General features: G+C 29.0%; 20 protein-coding genes, 1 tRNA gene and 1 pseudogene. 10 read left to right on the forward strand and 12 right to left on the reverse strand.

The genetic code is table 11. From position 1 onward, the window contains the following. Positions 1–4 precede the first annotated feature (4 nt). The 5 genes from polA (at position 5) to BS101_RS04530 (ending at position 5124) form a co-directional block, all read left to right on the forward strand. Positions 5–2653, forward strand: a complete 2649-nt coding sequence (polA, locus tag BS101_RS04510) for a DNA polymerase I (protein ID WP_073537740.1) — start codon at positions 5–7, stop codon at positions 2651–2653. Between the two features lie 23 nt (positions 2654–2676). Further along, the gene (coaE, locus tag BS101_RS04515; RefSeq protein ID WP_073537741.1) at positions 2677–3276 is read left to right on the forward strand and encodes a dephospho-CoA kinase; all 600 of its coding nucleotides are present in this window, start codon (positions 2677–2679) and stop codon (positions 3274–3276) included. Positions 3277–3320: 44 nt separating this feature from the next. After that, a complete protein-coding gene (locus tag BS101_RS04520; RefSeq protein WP_073537742.1) occupies positions 3321–3899 on the forward strand; it encodes a lytic transglycosylase domain-containing protein in 579 nt (192 codons plus the stop codon). Positions 3900–4022: 123 nt separating this feature from the next. Then, positions 4023–4107, forward strand: a tRNA-Leu gene (locus tag BS101_RS04525). Between the two features lie 141 nt (positions 4108–4248). Next, a complete protein-coding gene (locus tag BS101_RS04530) occupies positions 4249–5124 on the forward strand; it encodes an SDR family oxidoreductase (RefSeq protein ID WP_073537743.1) in 876 nt (291 codons plus the stop codon). 53 nt (positions 5125–5177) lie between these two features. Here BS101_RS04530 and BS101_RS04535 read toward each other — a convergent pair whose 3' ends face one another. Genes BS101_RS04535 through BS101_RS04545 form a run of 3 tightly spaced genes read right to left on the reverse strand, consistent with a single transcriptional unit; the run spans position 5178 to position 6241 of the window. Beyond that, complete coding sequence (locus BS101_RS04535) at positions 5178–5750, reverse strand: manganese catalase family protein (RefSeq protein ID WP_011989244.1); 573 nt, start codon at positions 5748–5750, stop codon at positions 5178–5180. A 12-nt stretch (positions 5751–5762) separates the two neighbouring features. Beyond that, positions 5763–6017, reverse strand: coding sequence for a spore coat protein CotJB (locus BS101_RS04540; RefSeq protein WP_011989245.1), 255 nt, complete (start codon positions 6015–6017; stop codon positions 5763–5765). A gap of 2 nt (positions 6018–6019) precedes the next feature. After that, positions 6020–6241 carry a spore coat associated protein CotJA gene (locus tag BS101_RS04545; protein WP_242951402.1) on the reverse strand — a complete coding sequence of 74 codons (222 nt, stop codon included), beginning with the start codon at positions 6239–6241 and terminating at the stop codon, positions 6020–6022. Between the two features lie 382 nt (positions 6242–6623). Between BS101_RS04545 and BS101_RS04550 the strand changes: the two genes are divergently transcribed. After that, on the forward strand, positions 6624–7109 hold the full coding sequence (locus BS101_RS04550; protein WP_083585654.1) for a spore coat protein: 486 nt from the start codon (positions 6624–6626) through the stop codon (positions 7107–7109). A gap of 69 nt (positions 7110–7178) precedes the next feature. Here BS101_RS04550 and BS101_RS04555 read toward each other — a convergent pair whose 3' ends face one another. The 3 genes and pseudogenes from BS101_RS04555 to BS101_RS04560 form a co-directional block, all read right to left on the reverse strand. Continuing rightward, positions 7179–7970: a lecithin retinol acyltransferase family protein gene (locus tag BS101_RS04555; protein WP_073537745.1), complete on the reverse strand. Its 792-nt coding sequence runs from the start codon at positions 7968–7970 to the stop codon at positions 7179–7181. 37 nt (positions 7971–8007) lie between these two features. Next, positions 8008–8172, reverse strand: a pseudogene (locus BS101_RS22280) (DUF4491 family protein); the annotation flags it as partial. A gap of 238 nt (positions 8173–8410) precedes the next feature. Next, a complete protein-coding gene (locus tag BS101_RS04560; RefSeq protein WP_073537746.1) occupies positions 8411–8989 on the reverse strand; it encodes a hypothetical protein in 579 nt (192 codons plus the stop codon). Positions 8990–9299: 310 nt separating this feature from the next. On the opposite strand from BS101_RS04560, the gene BS101_RS04565 reads away from it, so the two are divergent. The 3 genes from BS101_RS04565 to BS101_RS24535 all read left to right on the forward strand — a co-directional run bounded on the left by BS101_RS04565 (position 9300) and on the right by BS101_RS24535 (position 10802). Next, complete coding sequence (locus BS101_RS04565; protein WP_073537747.1) at positions 9300–9992, forward strand: DUF2953 domain-containing protein; 693 nt, start codon at positions 9300–9302, stop codon at positions 9990–9992. Between the two features lie 92 nt (positions 9993–10084). Then, positions 10085–10438 (forward strand): GerW family sporulation protein, encoded by a 354-nt coding sequence (locus BS101_RS04570; RefSeq protein WP_011989252.1) that lies wholly within the window; start codon positions 10085–10087, stop codon positions 10436–10438. A gap of 241 nt (positions 10439–10679) precedes the next feature. Then, the gene (locus BS101_RS24535; protein WP_416232338.1) at positions 10680–10802 is read left to right on the forward strand and encodes a hypothetical protein; all 123 of its coding nucleotides are present in this window, start codon (positions 10680–10682) and stop codon (positions 10800–10802) included. 198 nt (positions 10803–11000) lie between these two features. On the opposite strand, the gene BS101_RS04575 is transcribed toward BS101_RS24535, so the two are convergent. The 6 genes from BS101_RS04575 to BS101_RS04600 all read right to left on the reverse strand — a co-directional run bounded on the left by BS101_RS04575 (position 11001) and on the right by BS101_RS04600 (position 16948). Then, entirely contained in the window at positions 11001–12356 is a 1356-nt protein-coding gene (locus tag BS101_RS04575) for a HAMP domain-containing sensor histidine kinase (RefSeq protein WP_073537748.1), read from the reverse strand. 132 nt (positions 12357–12488) lie between these two features. Continuing rightward, positions 12489–13448, reverse strand: coding sequence for a sensor histidine kinase (locus BS101_RS04580; RefSeq protein WP_073537749.1), 960 nt, complete (start codon positions 13446–13448; stop codon positions 12489–12491). A gap of 89 nt (positions 13449–13537) precedes the next feature. Continuing rightward, positions 13538–14224, reverse strand: a complete 687-nt coding sequence (locus tag BS101_RS04585; protein ID WP_073537750.1) for a response regulator transcription factor — start codon at positions 14222–14224, stop codon at positions 13538–13540. A gap of 273 nt (positions 14225–14497) precedes the next feature. Next, positions 14498–14911 carry a hypothetical protein gene (locus BS101_RS04590; protein WP_073537751.1) on the reverse strand — a complete coding sequence of 138 codons (414 nt, stop codon included), beginning with the start codon at positions 14909–14911 and terminating at the stop codon, positions 14498–14500. A 443-nt stretch (positions 14912–15354) separates the two neighbouring features. Further along, positions 15355–15891, reverse strand: a complete 537-nt coding sequence (locus BS101_RS04595; protein WP_073537752.1) for a hypothetical protein — start codon at positions 15889–15891, stop codon at positions 15355–15357. 166 nt (positions 15892–16057) lie between these two features. Then, on the reverse strand, positions 16058–16948 hold the full coding sequence (locus BS101_RS04600) for a DMT family transporter (RefSeq protein ID WP_073537753.1): 891 nt from the start codon (positions 16946–16948) through the stop codon (positions 16058–16060). A gap of 304 nt (positions 16949–17252) precedes the next feature. Between BS101_RS04600 and BS101_RS04605 the strand changes: the two genes are divergently transcribed. Beyond that, on the forward strand, positions 17253–18713 hold the full coding sequence (locus BS101_RS04605) for an aminoacyl-histidine dipeptidase (RefSeq protein ID WP_073537754.1): 1461 nt from the start codon (positions 17253–17255) through the stop codon (positions 18711–18713). The last annotated feature ends 63 nt before the right edge of the window (positions 18714–18776 follow it).

The raw sequence follows: 18776 nt of genomic DNA on the forward strand, positions 1-18776 counted from the left end.
TTTTATGTCTCAAGAAAAATTATTGATATTGGATGGACATAGTTTAATGAATAGAGCTTTTTATGCACTGCCGGATTTGACCAATTCAGAAGGGACTCATACAAATGCAGTTTATGGATTTATAAATATGCTGTTGAAAATGAAAAAGGAGATTGAACCTAGTCACATAGTATGTACTTTTGATAGAAGTGCACCTACCTTTAGACATGATAAATATAGTGAATATAAAGCCGGCAGGAAAAGAATGCCTCCTGAACTGTCAGAGCAGTTTCCTATAGTTAAGGAAATATTAGAGCTTTTATCCATAAATATTTTTGAAATAGATGGATTTGAAGCAGATGATCTTATGGGTACATTATCTGTTTTTGGAGAAAAAAAAGGCATGGAAGTATATATAGTTACAGGAGATAGAGATGCCCTTCAGCTGGCTACAGATTCGGTAAAAATTGTAATAACTAAAAAAGGTATAACACAAAAGGAAATATATGATAGAAATAGAATTATAGATGATTATGGAGTAACTCCTACGGAATTCATAGATGTAAAAGGGCTTATGGGAGATGCTTCGGATAATATTCCTGGGGTACCTGGCATAGGAGAGAAAACTGCCCTTAAATTGATAAAAGAGTATAAAAGCATAGAAAATGTACTTTGTAATATAGATAACATTAGAGGGAAAAAAGTTCAAGAAAATTTAAAAAATTATATGGAACAGGCTGTATTTAGTAAAAAACTTGCTACTATTGTCACAGATGTTCCTATAGAACTGGATTTACAATCTATTGAATCTAAAGAACAGTACGATGATGAGGGCTTAAAAAAATTATTTGAGAAACTTCAGTTTAAATCCTTAATGGATAAAATACCTAAAGTAGAGAAACAGGATAAGATGGAAATGGAAGTGGAAGATCTACAGGTGGAATGTGAGGTTATAGATACTTTAAATGAATTTCATAATTTTATAGATTCTTTACATTCTAATAATATGAAAGATAATTTACTTTACATTAATTTTAAAGTTATAAATGAGAATAGTTATTCTAAAAATTACATAGATAAGATATTTGTAAATATAGGAGAAAAAAATTTTGAAATACACATAAAAGAAATATATGATGAAAATAAAATTAAAGCAGTAGAAACAGCTAAGATGTTGTTTGAAAATTCTAGCTTAAGTAAAGTGAGTTATGATGTGAAAGTACCTTGCAGTATATTGCATAGAATAGGAATAAAGCTTTTAGGCATAGAATTCGATATAAAGATAGCAGCTTATTTAATGGATCCTGCTAGGACCAACTATGAATTACCGGATATTGTTAAGGAGTATCTGAATATAGAAATCTCTGAGGAAAAGGAAAATTGTCTTATAAAGGAGACATCGTTGTTTAGCAGATTATACTCTACTTTAAAGAAGAAGATATCAGATTCTTCTATGGATAGATTGTTGTATGAAGTAGAACAGCCGCTTACTTTTGTACTGGCATCTATGGAGTGTGAAGGGTTTAAGGTGGATAAGGATAAGTTAACTGAGATGGAGGAGAAATTTAAAATAGAAATAGATAAGGTACAAAAGGAAATATATTTCCTCTCTGAGGAAGAATTTAATATAAATTCCCCAAAACAGCTGGGCAAAATATTATTTGAAAAGTTGGATTTACCTGTTATAAAAAAGACTAAAACGGGATATTCCACTAATGCAGATGTATTGGAAAGATTACATGGTAAACATCCTGTAATTGAAAAAATAATTTATTATAGACAGCTTACTAAATTATATTCTACATATATTGAAGGATTAAAAGGAGTAATAGAGGAAGATGGTAAGATTCATTCTAATTTTAATCAAACAGTAACTACTACAGGAAGACTTTCAAGTACCGAACCCAATCTTCAAAATATACCTATAAAATATGAGATGGGAAAAGAAATAAGAAAAATATTCATACCAGATAATAGGGATTGTGTTATACTCTCGGCAGATTACTCGCAAATAGAACTTAGGGTGCTTGCCCATATATCAGGGGATGAAAATTTAATAAATGCATTTATAAACCACAATGATATTCACACTAAGACTGCATCAGAGGTATTTAATGTACCTTTGGGAGAGGTAACATCCATGCAGAGAAGTAATGCAAAAGCCGTGAATTTTGGCATAGTATATGGTATTGGCGATTTTAGCTTAGCGAGGAATTTAAATATACCCAGAAAAGAAGCAAAATCTTATATAGATGCTTATTTTGAAAAATATCCTAAAGTGAAGTTATATATGAATGATATAGTAAAACAGGCCGAAAAGAATTTTTATGTTACCACCATTTTAAATAGGAGAAGGTTTATACCAGAGATAAAATCTTCTAATAAAATAATAAAAGCTCTAGGAGAAAGGTTTGCCATGAATACCCCCATTCAAGGAAGTGCAGCGGACATTATAAAAATAGCTATGGTAAATGTTTTTAATAGATTAAAAGATAATAATTCTAAAAGCAAGATAATACTTCAGGTCCACGATGAACTGGTGTTAAATGTGTATAGAGATGAACTAAAAGATGTAAAAGATATTGTAAAAGAGGAAATGGAAAATGTGTTTGAACTAAAGGTTCCTCTTGAAGTTGATATAAGTACAGGGGATAATTGGTATCAAGTTAAATAAAATGGCTGAAGGTGGGGAAAAGTGTGATTAAGATAGGACTTACTGGAGGAATAGGTAGTGGAAAAAGTACTGTTTCTAATATACTCAGGGAACAGGGTATAGCTGTAATAGATGCGGATATTATAGCTAGGGATGTAATGGAAAAATATATTGTAATAACGGATAAAATAAAATCTACTTTTGGAGAAAAATTTATTGATGGTTCGGGGAAGTTGAAAAGAAGAGAATTTGGAGATTACATATTTTCAAACAAGGATAAAAAAAATATATATGAGGACATAATAATGCCTTTTATTAAAAAAGAAATATTTGAAAAAATAGATGAACTACATAAAAAAGGAGATGAAATTTGTATAATAGATGGGGCTACTCTTATAGAAAGTGGATTTTATAAGTACACAGATGTAATTATACTTGTATGGGCAAATAAGAAAACTCAAATATTTAGGGTAAAGGAAAGAGATCAATTGACAGAAAATCAGATAATTGATAGAATAAATTCTCAAATGTCCTTAGAAGAAAAAAAGAAATATGCTGATTTTGTATTGGATAATTCAAATACTTTAGATGAAACAAAAAAACAGTTAAAAGAAATATTGAATAAGATAACTATGAATTTGTAGGGGGTGGAGTGCCTTAACATGTAATATTTAAGGCATAAATAACATTGAAATCTAAAATAAAAATAGTAGCAGTGGTATTAATAATAATAGCAATATTTAGTACACAAAGTATGGTGAGATATTATTTTCCTTTAAAATATTCGGATTACATAGTGAAGTATTCTAAAGAGTATAGTCTGGATGTTTATTTTGTAATTGCTGTAATTAAGACAGAAAGTAATTTTAAAAGGTATGTAAAATCAAATAAGAATGCCATAGGTCTCATGCAAATAACTCCAGATACAGCTAAATGGGCAGCAGAAAAAATGAATATAACTGATTTTAATGAAGACATGTTATATGATCCAGAATTTAATATTAGAATGGGATGTTGGTATCTAAATGATTTAAAGGCAGAATTTAATAATGATATGAAGCTTGTATTGGCTGCATATAATGGAGGAAGAGGAAATGTGCAAAAATGGTTAAAGAATTCGGAACATTCCACGGATGGAAAAAATCTTGACTATATACCTTTTCAGGAAACAGATAAATATATTAAAAGGGTAGAGGTGAATTACAGAATTTACAAATTTTTATACAAGAATACTTTAATGAGTATATTAGCAAATGTATATTATTAAATTTTAGTTGACAGCATTATGAAAAGTGATTATAATACTATTGTATGTTAGGTCAGTAAATATTAAGTGTTTTAAGTTATAAAAATTAAATAATACTTTTATTATTTTAATAATATGAACAATGCGAAGGTGGCGGAATAGGCAGACGCACTACTTTGAGGGGGTAGCGAGTAACATCGTGTGGGTTCAAGTCCCATCCTTCGCACCAAAACAAATAATTTAAATAATTTCTAATAGTTGGAGTAAGGTTTTTAAGCCTGCTCTTTTTTATTATATTTTATGAATGATATTTCTACAGCTACCAATACTATTGTTAATTGATTTTAAAATAGTATAGGAGGATTATAACATGAATAATGAATTTTACTTAAACTTTCCTAAAGCTGTTCCAGAACAGACTCAAAATAAACATCCGGGTATAGAATCCCAAATGAATCCCAAGCCTGTATTTGAAGATCCAAATTACAAAGGCAACAATAGGCTAAAGGATAAGGTCGCATTAATTACAGGAGGAGACAGCGGCATAGGAAGGGCAGTTGCTGCAGCTTTTTCAAAGGAAGGGGCTGAGCTGGCAATAATTTATTACGACGAACATGATGATGCCAAATACACAAAAGAAATTGTTGAAAAGAATGGAAGACAATGTTTGTTATTACCAGGAGATATTTCAGATGATAATTTTTGCAGTACTGCAGTTAAAAATACCATGGATAAGTTTAATAAGATAGATATATTAGTAAATAATGCTGGAGTACAATTTACCCAAAACAGCATTGAGGACATAACAAATGAACAGCTGGAAAGGACTTTTAAAACTAATATATTTAGTATGTTTTATCTTACCAGGGCTGTATTACCTCACTTTAATCCGGGAAGCTCCATAATCAATACCACATCTATAACTGCTTATGATGGCAATGAGACACTTTTAGATTATTCCTGTACAAAAGGTGCCATAGTATCTTTCACTCGTTCTATGGCTTTATCTTTGATAGGTAGAAACATAAGGGTAAATGCAGTGGCACCGGGACCCGTATGGACTCCTCTTATTCCATCATCCTTTAGTGCTGAAAAGGTAGGTAAGTTTGGTTCAAATAGTCCCATAAAAAGACCTGCCCAGCCAGTAGAAATAGCGCCGGCTTATGTATTTCTTGCATCAATGGAATCCTCTTATGTTACAGGTGAAGTTATACATATAAATGGAGGACAATTTATAGGAGGATAAAAAGCTAAGGGTTAAGGAGAAATTATCCATAACCCTTAACTTATTAGTTAGCATTAGAAGCACTTTTTGGTATCCATGAGGTCCTGTACTTGCACCAAGGCCTCCCCGAAACGTTGAAAGTGAACGATTTCCCTGGCCCATAGAAATTTTAAAACATCTATTATATCAACATCATCTGTTAATTTTATTAGATGTTCATAAGTTGTTCTGGCTTTTTGTTCAGCAGCCATATCTTCATGAAGGTCTGTTATAGGATCTCCTGATGCCTGAATATATGCAGCTGTCCACGGAACACCATTGGCATCTGTAGGAAAAGTGGCTTTGCCATGCTGGGTATAGTGAGAAGCTAGTCCTGCTTCTTTAAGTTCATCTATAGTGGCATCTTTTAGTAACTGGTATACCATTGTAGCTATGATTTCAACATGAGCTAATTCTTCAGTACCTATATCTGTAAGTAATCCTTGGGTTTTACCGGTAGGCATAGTGTAACGTTGATTCAAGTATCTAATACCGGCACTTAATTCCCCATCGGGACCTCCGTATTGGGCAACCAAATACTTTGCCATTTGAAGATCTTTACACCTAATATTTACAGGATGTTGTAATTTTTTTTCATAAATCCACATATACATTACCTCCTACATGTCAGATTCCCAAGGCCAGGGTTCATTTACCCATGTCCAGGGGTACTGACTTTGGGAGAAGCCAAAATTAAATAGAGCACCGAAGTTTAGTTCATATTCTCTTATAAGTTTCATAAGCTGTTTTGAGAATGTGTTGAAGTCTGATAATGCTTTTTTGTTATCGGGAAAGTTATCTAAAAATATACTTAAATCTAGTGTAGCAAATTCTAATTGACGAATTTTATTCAGTAAATTTTCGCGGTTATCCATATTTATTTTCCTCCTACACAATCTTCATTTTCAGGGTAAGGCATAACAAGGTTCGGGAATATAGTACCTTTTTTTAATGCAATATTTAAAGGAAGTAGGCCTATATAAGGCTGCATAGGAACATATGCTCTTGCAAGCCTTCTACCTGAAGAAGGAGGAAGATTAGAATTACGCATAAACTGGGGATTTACATAGGGAATAAATCTTGAATACAATATTTTCACCTCGTATATTCTCTCTACAATGATAATATATTCAAAGCTGTAAATTGTGTTAACGTAAATTATTTCAAAGATATATCTTGAAAAATTTATTAATATAGAGGTTTTAAATATATTGGTTTAATGATATAATCATGTTAAATGATATATTATAATGACTAATTTAATAAATAAGTTTGTGTAAACTCCTATAAATGTTTTTCACTATATAATTTGTGTACCCTCCAATTTATATATTTATTATTTACCAGGAGTTTACATAAATCTTTCTATATATTATACGATTAAGTAAGTCATATGGCTTCAAATAAAATATATTTTATTTGAAGTTTTTTTTGTATAAATTTATTAATGAGGATACATAATAATTTTGGAGGTGTTTTTTATGTCAATGAATTTAGCTAATGCAGTAAGTTTAAGTAATAAGGAAAGATCATTATTAGAAGATCAGAAAAGTCATGAAGCTATGTGTATACAGAAGTATACCAATTATGCTAATCAGGCAAGGGATTCACAGTTAAAACAGTTGTTTTTAAATAATGCTTCAATAGAGCAAGAACATTTAAACAGTATTAATACCATTTTACAAGGGCAGGTGCCTGATATAAATAATAAACAAAATACAAACAATATAAATTCAAATATGAATAGTTCTTCTTCATCTGCAGGAAGCCAAGTTTCTGATGCGGATATGTGCAAGGATATGCTTATGACAGAAAAGTATATTTCGGGTACATATGATACTTCCATATTTGAATTTAAAGATACAAATGTCCGGGATGTACTAAATCACATACAAAAGGAAGAACAACAACATGGAGAATCTATTTACAAATATATGGAAAGCAAAGGGTTATATAGTATTCAGTAAAAAGTGTTTAGGTTTAAAGTGGTGATTTAATCAAGGGTTACGGGAATGTATTCCATAACCCTTGATTTTTTATTGTAGATTTATACCAAGGGATGTAAGTATTTTTATTTCAACCATTTCTTTTTCAGATAAATTTTCTAGTTGAGGAGATTCTGAATTGTTTGTTTTACACCATATAACAAAATGCTCACAATTATTTTGTAGTAAATTATAACTTCTTTCTCCCAATCTTGTTCTTGCCCTTTTTACAGTTTCTTGAGGGTTAAACGGCACAGTGTTTTCTATATTTAAAATAAAGTAATTACCTTTCTTAAAATAAGGTTCCATATCTGTTTCCTGTATTTTAGCGTCTGCGGCATTACCTGTACTGCTGCAGTAATGAATGACTTTGTTATTACCTATATATATTCCCATATGATCGTACTGGTACTCCATAAATTTACCAGTAGTTCCTACTATATCTCCATATTTAGGTTCTCCTATAGATTTAGATACTTTAGTTTGTGTATGCTTTTTTACTTTAAAATATAATATGTTGTTTTGGTTCATTTCAATAGAAATGGTGCTGTTTTCATGAAATCCATCTATAGGGGGATTTATCATAAGAGTTTTACCATCAAAGCTTAAAAATACATAGGCATAAATATTATTATTATTTTCATCTTTTATGGAAATATTTTTTATAGTACTAGAGTTTAACTTATCTTTATTATCTAGGGGAATTTGAATTTGACTGTATTTATAAATATAGGTTATTTGATTTTTAAATATGTAATTTTTATATATTAAAATTGAAAGTAAAAATATAACTATAACTATAGTCAATAACCCTATTAGTTTTATAAAAAAATGTTTGTTCATGCTTAACCTCTGTTCTTTTAAAATATATATTAATTATTTTTTTAGGAAACCAACCTTTTTCTAATCTTTTTTTGTTTGAATAGCTCTAATATTCCCCAAAGGAAAGTGAATCCTAATATTCGCCCTTTATTACAGCAACATGACCAATACCTGTTAAAAGTAATACAAATAAGCCTATAATAAATCCATAGTAATTAAACATTTAATACCCCCTCGAAATTTATATGATATAATGACTTTATATGTACAAGTACTGTAAAATTTTATCCGAACATGGTAATTAGCTAATACTCCCACCTTATTCAAAGTGGGAGGTTTGAGTACTTGGATAAGTTTTTCCCCTAAAAGATAACGTATTCTAAGTGCTAAAGACACTAAGAATACTGTTAATAAGGTTTAGATGGAGAAAAGCATTTTTTATAAGCAAACTCCACTTAAATCTAAGAGTCACTTGATGGTATAAATATCTTCACCTTATTTTCTATAAATTTTTCTTCACTATATTGAATGTATATATTAGCATAAATATCATTTACGGCAGATGATATTATATTATTACCTTTTAATTTTGTTATTTTATATCTAGCTATTTTTTCGTATTTTGGACTTTCTTTTTTAGTAGATATTACTTCTAAGGAGTTTTTTTCAAAATCTATAAGATTAGGTTTTTTGGCAGTTCCTACATTTACAGTATATATTTTGATATTATTATTTATTTTTTGTTTTATATAATTCTGATTAGAAGTTGAAATTGGAGATAAATTTTTAGTTTCAGTAATTTTATCTGCAATACCTACTTCTTTAGGAAATATAAGCCATATTAAAAATGGAAGAACAACTAATAAAAATATACACAGTATGCACATTATAATTATATTTACAAACATTCTTTTTATCCAATATTCTAATAGCTGTTTTTCATTAAATTTTTTATTTTTTAATTTTTTGCTTTGCCTTTTAAATAATAATGTGCCTAATAAAATACTTAATATTGCCGATGAATATAAAAAGAAAAGCATAATTTACCCCCTTTAAAGTACACTTTATCCGAACGCGGCAATTAGCTAATACTCCCATTTTCTTCAAGGTGGGAAATAGGCACTGCCGGGCACCTGGATAAGTTCTTCTAAGGTTCAGGTGGAGATAAGCATTTTTCTATAGCAAACTCCACCTGAACCTAAGAATCACTTTATATAAAGTTTAGCAGAAACTGCATTAAAAATATATATAGTTGAGTATTTTTTAAGGTATTAATATATAAACTGACTTGGGTCTAAATCAAAGAACAGTAAAAATTTGAAATTACATTAAATAGGAGGTGTATTTGGTTTGATTTTTTTAAAAATAATAGGAATTATAGTACTATTCATTGTAATTTTTTTTATGGTCATAATATTAAATGACATAAAATATAAAATTGAATTAACCTATAGGCAGTGTAAAATTAACTATGACGTGAGGATGAGTTTGTTTTTAAGTGTTATATCTATAGTAGCAAAAGGCACTAATGAAGACATAGAAGTTTTTGTAAAAATATTATTTTTTAAAAAGAAATTAAAAACAGACTTTAAACAGCATAGACAAAATAAGATTAGGATAGAAGGTGATATAGAGGGTACATCTTTTCACATAGTAAACACAATTGAGATGATTAGCAGACATAAAGAGTATTTAGGCAAATTTATCTCTATAATTAAACCTAAGTACATAAAAATAGAAGGAGTCTATGGATTTGAGGATCCTTACATAACAGGAATACTAAGTGGATTTATAGGAGCTATTTTTTTACTTTTACCTGCACACTCTATCAAATTAAATCCTGATTTTTTTAATAAGGTTTTTGATTTAGAAGTAAAAGTTGAGGGAAAAACGAGAATTATATTTTTAATTGGTATTACACTTAGATTCCTTATATGTAATGCATATGAAAATATTATGACTAAATTAAAAGCTAAATTTAAAAAGAGATCAAAAATGGGAAAAATTAAATTCAAAAGTTCAGATGAGATGAAGTTTGATTAGAGTTTACAATAATAAAAAATATATATTTTAAGTTTGTATGTATTTGACTATAATAATTAATAATAAGATAAATTAATGAAGGAGAGGTAATTGTGGTGGATATCAAGGAAAATACAGAAGTACTATTTTCAAAATTGGAGAATTTTTTTAAAACAGAGACTGTTGTAGGTAAGCCTATAAATGTAGAGGGTATTATTTTGGTGCCCTTTATAACTGTAACATTTGGATGTGGAACTGGAGGAGGAGAAGGTTCTGATTCTGGAAATAAGCAAGAGGGGGGAGGTTTAGGTCTTGGTGCAGGTGCAAAGATAACTCCAGATGCCGTACTTGTAATAAAAGATGACACAGTTAAAATGCTCCCTATAAAAAGTAAGGCTAATATTGACAAGCTTGTAGAATTAGTGCCCGAAATAATTAAGAAAATAAAGAAAAAAGAAGATAAGTAAAATATTTTTTTAATATCAGGTTATTCTAAGGTTCATATAAAATTAGCATTAATAATCGGTAGTTAGGAGTTATTCAATATATAAATTATGTGCTTGTTCTATTAGGTTGAATGGAATGGGTCCCTTTTATAAATTACACAAAGTTCACATTGTAATTTGATAAGATAACTATAATTCTTAGATATACTATTAAGTAGTAACAAACAAATAGTAACAAACAAAAATTTAAGGGGGACCAAGAATGTTAAAAATGAAGTACAAATTGCTTTCAGCTTTAGTACTTGCAGCGCCACTACTAGTAAATACAGGAATTGTCACAACAGTACATGCATGTGACAGCAGTAATAATACCAATATCTACTGATTCAAAAGATGATAAACATGTATCTAATGATTTTAAACATAATGATTCTGCATCTAATAATTCAGGACACAAGCATTCAAAATAAAGGTATAATTAAGCTATATCTTAAGACTATATTTAATGATGTCTATGGTCTTGTTGAACTATAAAAATATTGTAGGAATATATAAGAACAAAATATATTCCTACAATAACTGTTTAGCATAAATTTGGATACTTAATTATAAAACTTACACCATTTGATCTATTTACTGCTTTGATATCTCCTTTGTAAAAGTTAATTATTTTTTTTGATATAGCAAGTCCAAGGCCGAAATTCCCTTTTTTATCTTTATACATGCTGTCAAATATGCGGTCTATATCATTATTTCTAATGGTATTTCCGTCATTATAAATTTCAAGAACAGCAAAATTATTTTCTTCCTTTAGTGTTATTTTTATAGTAGTTTTTGCATATCTTAATGCATTATCCAGTACATTTTCTATAGAAATTATCACTTTTTCTCTATTGCCCCAAATAATGCTTTCTTTGATATTTAAATCCCATACAATGTCATTGTTAAATGTTTTAAACCTGTGTATTATTTTATTAAGAATATCCTGTAGATTTGTATCTTTATTCTCTATATTGTTTTCTAGCATATAATCTAGAGTATTTAAATATAATATTTGTTTGATTTTTTTCTCAAGATATATAGCTTCATTTTTTATTATTTCAGCTGTTTTTTCAATAGAGTCTATATATAAGCCCTCTATAATGGCTTCCGCATGACTCATAATAACCATAACTGGTGTTTTCAAATCATGGGATATACTTTGAAAAAATAATTTTTCATTTTCCTCAGCATACTTTAATTTTTTTTGCATTATATTCATAGAATTTGCAAGATTCCCAATTTCATCATTACTCCTTATTCTAATTGGTTCCCCCCAATGTTTATTAGCTATTTTCTTAGTATAGTCTTCTAATTCTTTAAGAGGCTTTGAAATGTATCCTGCAACGAGTTTTGAGGTAAAAAAAGCTATAAAAATAAATATAATGCCTGTTAAAATAGCTTCATAAAGTACAGTTTTATCTAAAGAATATGGCATATAGGTAATAAAATATGATTTTTCTGAAGGTTGACTTTTTATTGGGCTTATTATAAAAAGAAACTCGGTATTATTGTAATTCTCTTTAAATTGGGTTTGGGAGTTATTTACGTACTTGATAAAACTTGTTAACCATTTTCCTTCTTTATTCTCCAATGAATCTGGTTGGTCATTAGGAGCATTTATATTTATTGTCTGAGTTGTAGTTCCATTAATATGGACGATTAAGTTTTTAATATTTACAAGATTTTTTAATTTATCAAATCTTAAAGGATCTTCAAAATTACCATTTTTTACTAATATATTGTGGGCTGCTGCTAAATCCTGAATTTTAGAATTTTCATCAAAAATTCTGAAAGCTACTAAATATAGAAGTGAAATGCAGCATATTATTATAAGAATGATAATTGTAAATGTTACCCATATTCTTAACATCAATGATTTCATTTTAAATACCTTCATAAACTTACAACCACCTTAACCTAAGAATTACTTGATTAGTTAAAAAAATTATAGCTAATAATTGTGGCTATAATATGTAATAACTATGTGAACTTTATGGAATCCTTTAAACATAAACAAGCAATCATCATTCTATTGATGACTGCTTTTAATTGGATACCTAATTATAAAACTTACCCCTTGTTCTCTGTTTACTGCCTTGATATCTCCATCATAGAAATTTATTATTTTCTTTGATATAGCAAGTCCTAACCCAAAATTACCATTTGTATCTTTGTACATATTGTCAAATATACGTTCTATATCCTCAATTTTAATATTATTTCCATCATTATAAATTTCAAGGACAGCAAAATCAGCATCTTTCTTTAATATTATTTTTATAGTAGTCTTTACGTATCTTAGTGCATTGTCTAATATGTTTTCTATAGAAATCTTTACCTGTTCTTTATTTGCAAAAATGATACTTTTAGTAATTTCTACTTTCCAATCAATATTAACATTAAATATTTGAAATCTATTTAACATATCATTAATCAGTTCTTGTAAGTTTATGTCTTCATTTTCTGAATCATTTTCTAATATATATTCAAATGTATTCAAATATAATATTTGCTTGATTTTTTTTTCAAGATCTATAGCTTCATTTTTTATTATTTCAGCTGTTTTTTCGATGGTATCTATATATACACCTTCTATAATAGCCTCTGCATGACTCATAATAACCATAACTGGTGTTTTTAAATCATGAGACATACTTTGAAAAAACAGCTTCTTATTTTCTTCATCATATTTCAGTCTTTTCTGCATCATATTTATAGAATTTACAAGATTTTCGATTTCATCATTACTTTTTATTTTAATTGGTTCACCCCAATGCTTGTCAGCTATTCTTTGGGTATAGTCTTCTAATTCTTTGAGGGGTTGTGATATATGTTGTGAAACTAGCTTTGAAGTAAAAAATGATATAACAATGAACACAATCCCTAGAAGAATAATTTTATAGAAGATCTTATTATCTAAAAAATATGGCACATAAGTAATTAAACATAATTTATGAGAAACTTGACCTAAATGTACATTTATCATCATAATCGCCTTACCTTATTTTTATCTATATCAATAATCAAATTTTGTGTATTAATGAGATTTTTAATTTATTAAAGCCTAATGAGTTTGCTTTAAATATTTTCATGACTGTTGACCAATTTATAACCATATCCATATATTGTTTCTATAGTTAACTTATTCACTTTTTTTCTAAGCCTTCTTATGGTATCATCTACTACTCGACTAGAACCAAAATAATTATTACCCCAAACATTTGTTAAAATTTGTTCTCTTAAAGTTAAACTATTTTTGTTTTCAATAAGATAACTTAATAAATCAAATTCTTTACTGGTAAGTCTAAGTTCTTTGCCTTTGAATAAGACTGTTCTCTGTTTTTTATTAATTAAGTATTGTCCAATTTGTATGTTTAAATTTTGTGTTTCACTAGTAGTACCATAAATTTTTTCAATAAGATTATTGGTTCGTATAACTAATTCTCTAGGTAAAAACGGTTTTGATAAATAATCATCACTGCCAAGCTCTAATCCCACCACTCTGTCAAATTCTTCATTTTTTGCGGATATAAATATAACAGGCGTATTTTCGTTATTTTCTTTTATGCATTTAATTAATGCATAACCATTTATATCGGGAAGCATTATATCTAATATCCAAAGGTCTGGCATATCTTTTATTCTGTTTTTTGCACAGCTTCCATCAGAAAAAGTAGTTACATCATAGCCTTCATTTTTGAGATATTTCTCAAGTAAAATGTTTAAATTAAATTCGTCCTCAACCAAATATATCTTTTTAGACAATTTTATCACCTCAACTTAAATTAGTATTATAGTTGAGTAAAATTCTAAGGTTTTTATTTTAATAGGTTCGTAATTCCAATTAAAGGATATTTTCATTGAACCATATAGTAAGTACATAATTGTAATTATATGGTTATAAATAAAATTAGAGAGAAGTTTTTAATAACTTCCCCCTAGTTTTTATGTGTTATATTCATCAAAATATTATTTGACTAAAGTTTATATATTTATTTAAAATGTTTTAATTCAATAAAGTTGTTACTATAATAAACTTTATTTAGAGGGATTGTATGGTTTTATATTATATGTCTGATTATGCGCTGGTATTTGCCAGCTAGAACCCCAGCCGCTAAATGCATTCAATATAGATATAGCTTGACTTTGTGTTATAGTTCCTGCTGCCACTAAAGCATCTAATTGAGCCTTAAAAGTTTCTCTTGTTGTTATTTTATTATTATAATATAGATTCAATATTATATTTTCTTGGTTTGAACTTATAGTTCTTGCTGCCACTAATCCATCTAATTTAGTTTTAAAGTTTTCAAAAGAAAAGTGAGATTTATAAATTATGTTAGTCTTTGCATTATTAACAGGAGATGCTTGTACTGTTGTGGCAATTCCTGTATTTACTAATAGTGGTGCTGCAAGCACTAAAACTGAAAGTAATTTGTACTTCATTTTTAACATTTCTGATACCTCCTAATTTTTTATCACAATAATATGTGGTAAATTGTTTTATTTAACTTTTCCTTTAAAAAAATTATAACTGACGATTGTGGGCTCAGTATCAAATAGTTATGTGAAGTTTATGTAATTTACAATTTAACTTATAAAACCTTATATAGGATAAAAAATAAACTGTTGCATAAATTAATTATGCAACAGCCTCTTGACAGTTTAAGAAATAATTTGCTTCTTAACACAACCATATTTTATTTTTGCTTATGTGATATTGTTTTATAAATGTAATTAATTTTTAATTTATCCGAAGGCTACCATTGCTAATACTCTCATTCTTCTTCAAAGGGGGGATAAGCACTGCTACACCCCTGGATAAGTTCTTCTAAGGTTCAGCTGGAGAAAGGTATTCCTTACAAGCAAACTCCACCTGAGCCTAAGAATCACTTGATTTAATGAACATTAGTTTGTCCAGCCACATTAGGTGCAGAATTACCATTTTGTACTTTATCCTTATTAGTTACTGTGTTATTATTTTTTGCCTTATCTTTATTAGATGATGGTGTGGTATTTTTTGTCTTATCAATTATTTTTTGGTTATCATGTGAGTCTTTAGATGGAGCCGGTATTTTCCAGGTAGAACCCCAGCCGCTAAATGTATTTAATATGAATACTGCTTGACTTTGTGTTATAGTTCCTGCTGCCACTAAAGCATCTAGTTGAGCTTTAAAAGTTTCTCTTGTTGTTATGTTACCATTATAATATAGATTTAATATTATATTTTCCTGGCTTGAATTTATAGTCCCTGATGCAACTAAGGCGTCTAGTTTGGATTTAAAATTTGCAAAAGAGTAAGAGGATTTATAAACTATACTGGCCTTTGCATTATTAACAGAAGATGCTTGTACCGTTGTGGCAATCCCTGTATTTACTAGTAATGGTGCTGCAAGTACTAAAGCTGAAAGTAATTTGTATCTTGTTTTTAACATTTCTAATACCTCCTAAAATTTTTATTATACAGTAATTTCTTTTAATTTTTTCTTTTCAATACAAATTATAATTAGGGACTATGACTATGATATGACAGAGCAATGTGAAATCTGTGTAATTTGAATAGGTAAGATTTTTAGAAAAATATGCTTTAAATATCATATATTATTTGTTTGAAGATATGTTAAAATCCATTTCTGCAATAATTACAGACAAAAATATTATGCTTGCTCCCAGCACCATATTTAAGGTGAATATTTCTTTCAAAAATATCACTGAAAAAATGGCACCAAATACGGATTCAAGAGATAATAGTATGCCTACATGATTAGGGTTAGTATATTTTTGAGCTATGTTTTGTATTAAAAAAGCCACCATAGTACTGAAAATTATTAAATATGAAAGTGAAAATAAGGCATTTCCAGGTATTTTGTTTAAATTAGGTTCGAATATAACGGCAAATATAATTGAAAGAATGCCTGCAGAGAACATCTGCAATACAGATAATATTATAGGATTTGATTTTCTGGCAAAACAGGCTATGGAAATTATATGTGATGCAAATAATACTGCACTTAGGAGAGTAAGCCAGTCACCTATAGTCATATCTAAATGCATCCCAGGTTTTAAGCTTAGCATAAATATTCCTATAAGAGAAACTATAGCAGAAACTAGGACATTCAGTTTAGGTTTTGTTTTAAATATCTTCCAGTATATAAAGGGAAGTATAATTACATAAACTGAAGTCAAAAAAGACTGTTTGCTTGCAGTAGTGTAATTAAGACCTATAGTTTGGGTAGCAAAGGCCAAAAATAAAAATATGCCTATTACAAAACCGCGAACAACATCTTCTATAGATGTTTTTATAACTATTTTTAAAAATATAGCTGAAATTAATATTCCAGCACATAGAAATCTTATAGCCATCATATAAAAAGGGGTTACATTATTTAAAGCATTTTTAGTGGCAGTATAGCCTCCTCCCCATAACATGGCCGCAAATAATAAAGATAAATCTGCCATTATGGTTTTATTTATAATTTTTGATATTTTCATTTATATACCTCATTTTAAGTAAAGTGTTTGGAATAGGATATTTTGTTTCTTCATATATTTTACAATTGTATTTTATATACATTTATATTTTATGTCAAATAATTTGATTTTTCAAATTTATCACTGAATTCTCCCAGAAATTAATGATTATGAAATAGTTTTCTTTAAGTGGTATAATAATTTTATTACATGCTTTTTATCCTAAGATCCTGTTTCTAATGATTTATATTTTTTAAAAAAGGGGGATAAACAATTGCATCTTCGGATAAAATTATTAGTATTCTAAGAAAGAAGGATGATTGATATGAGTAGAGTATTGCAAAATATTGAACCAACTGAAGTGTTTAAGTACTTTGAAGAAATTAGCAGTATACCAAGAGAATCCGGAAATGAAAAAGAAATAAGTGATTATTTGGTTTCTTTTGCAAAAAAGCATAATTTAGAAGTTATGCAGGATAAGGATCTAAATGTGGTTATAAGAAAAAAAGGGTCTAGGGGATATGAAAATAGCCAGGGGGTAATATTACAGGGACATATGGATATGGTATGCGAAAAAAATTCAGGAGTAGAACATGATTTCACCAAGGATCCGCTGAAATTAAAGATAGTAGATGATATGATATATGCTGCAGGTACAACCCTTGGAGGGGATGACGGTATAGCAGTTGCCATGGGGCTTGCCGTTTTAGCGTCTAATGGCATATCTCATCCTCCAATGGAATTACTGGTTACTACTTCAGAGGAAACTGGCATGAATGGAGCTATAGGATTGAATCCTGAAAGTATAAAGGGAAAAATTCTTATAAATATAGATTCAGAAGAAGAGGGGGTATTACTTGTAAGTTGTGCTGGGGGGTGTTCAGCTAAAGCAAGTATTCCTATAGAATGGAATAATCCAGATAAAGATGATAAGGCCTTTTCCATAAGAATTGAAGGTTTAAAAGGGGGTCATTCCGGTGCAGAAATACACAAAGGCAGGGCAAATTCAAATAAGCTTATGGCTCGTGTGCTTAAAAATCTAAGAGAGAATGTAGATTTTAAAATATCTAAAATATCAGGAGGCTCTAAACATAATGTCATAGCTTCTGATTCAGAGGCTGTTTTAGTGTTATGTTCTAAATATGAATCTGTCATGAAAAATGAAGTGGCAAATTTGCAAAAAGTACTAAAAGACGAGTTTAAAACTTCAGATTCAGATTTGAAAATAGAAGTAGAATCCCTAGATATATTACCAGAAAAAGTTATGTCCAATGATACTATAGAGAATGTAATTAATTTTATGTATTTAATCCCTAATGGAGTTCAAAGTATGAGTATAGACATAGAGGGACTTGTGGAGAGCTCACTAAATTTAGGTACAGTTGTAACCGGAGAGAACAGTGTGGAGTGCTTAAGTTCAATAAGGAGTTCTGTGAGAAGTTTAAGAGATAATATATTTAATATCATAGTTACTATAGGAAATTTTACAAAAGCTAAAGTGGAGTCTGAATCAAGTTATCCAGAATGGAAATATAGAGATGATTCTAAAATAAGAGAAGTTATGGTAGAAGTATATGAGAGATTATTTGGGAAAAAACCGTTAATAAGTGCAATTCATGCAGGACTTGAATGTGGAATTTTTTCAGAAAAATTTAATGGTCAATTAGATATGATATCCATGGGACCTAATATTTTAGATATTCATAGTCCAGATGAACATTTAAGCATATCTTCCACACAGAGAACATGGAAGTACTTATTGGAGGTATTAAAAGAACTCAAATAGATTTAAATTATATCATTAAATTGTCTTGATATTATATTTATGATATCCTCCAGCTTTTTTAAC

The organism is Clostridium kluyveri, from assembly GCF_001902295.1.
GTDB lineage: Bacteria > Bacillota > Clostridia > Clostridiales > Clostridiaceae > Clostridium_B > Clostridium_B kluyveri_B.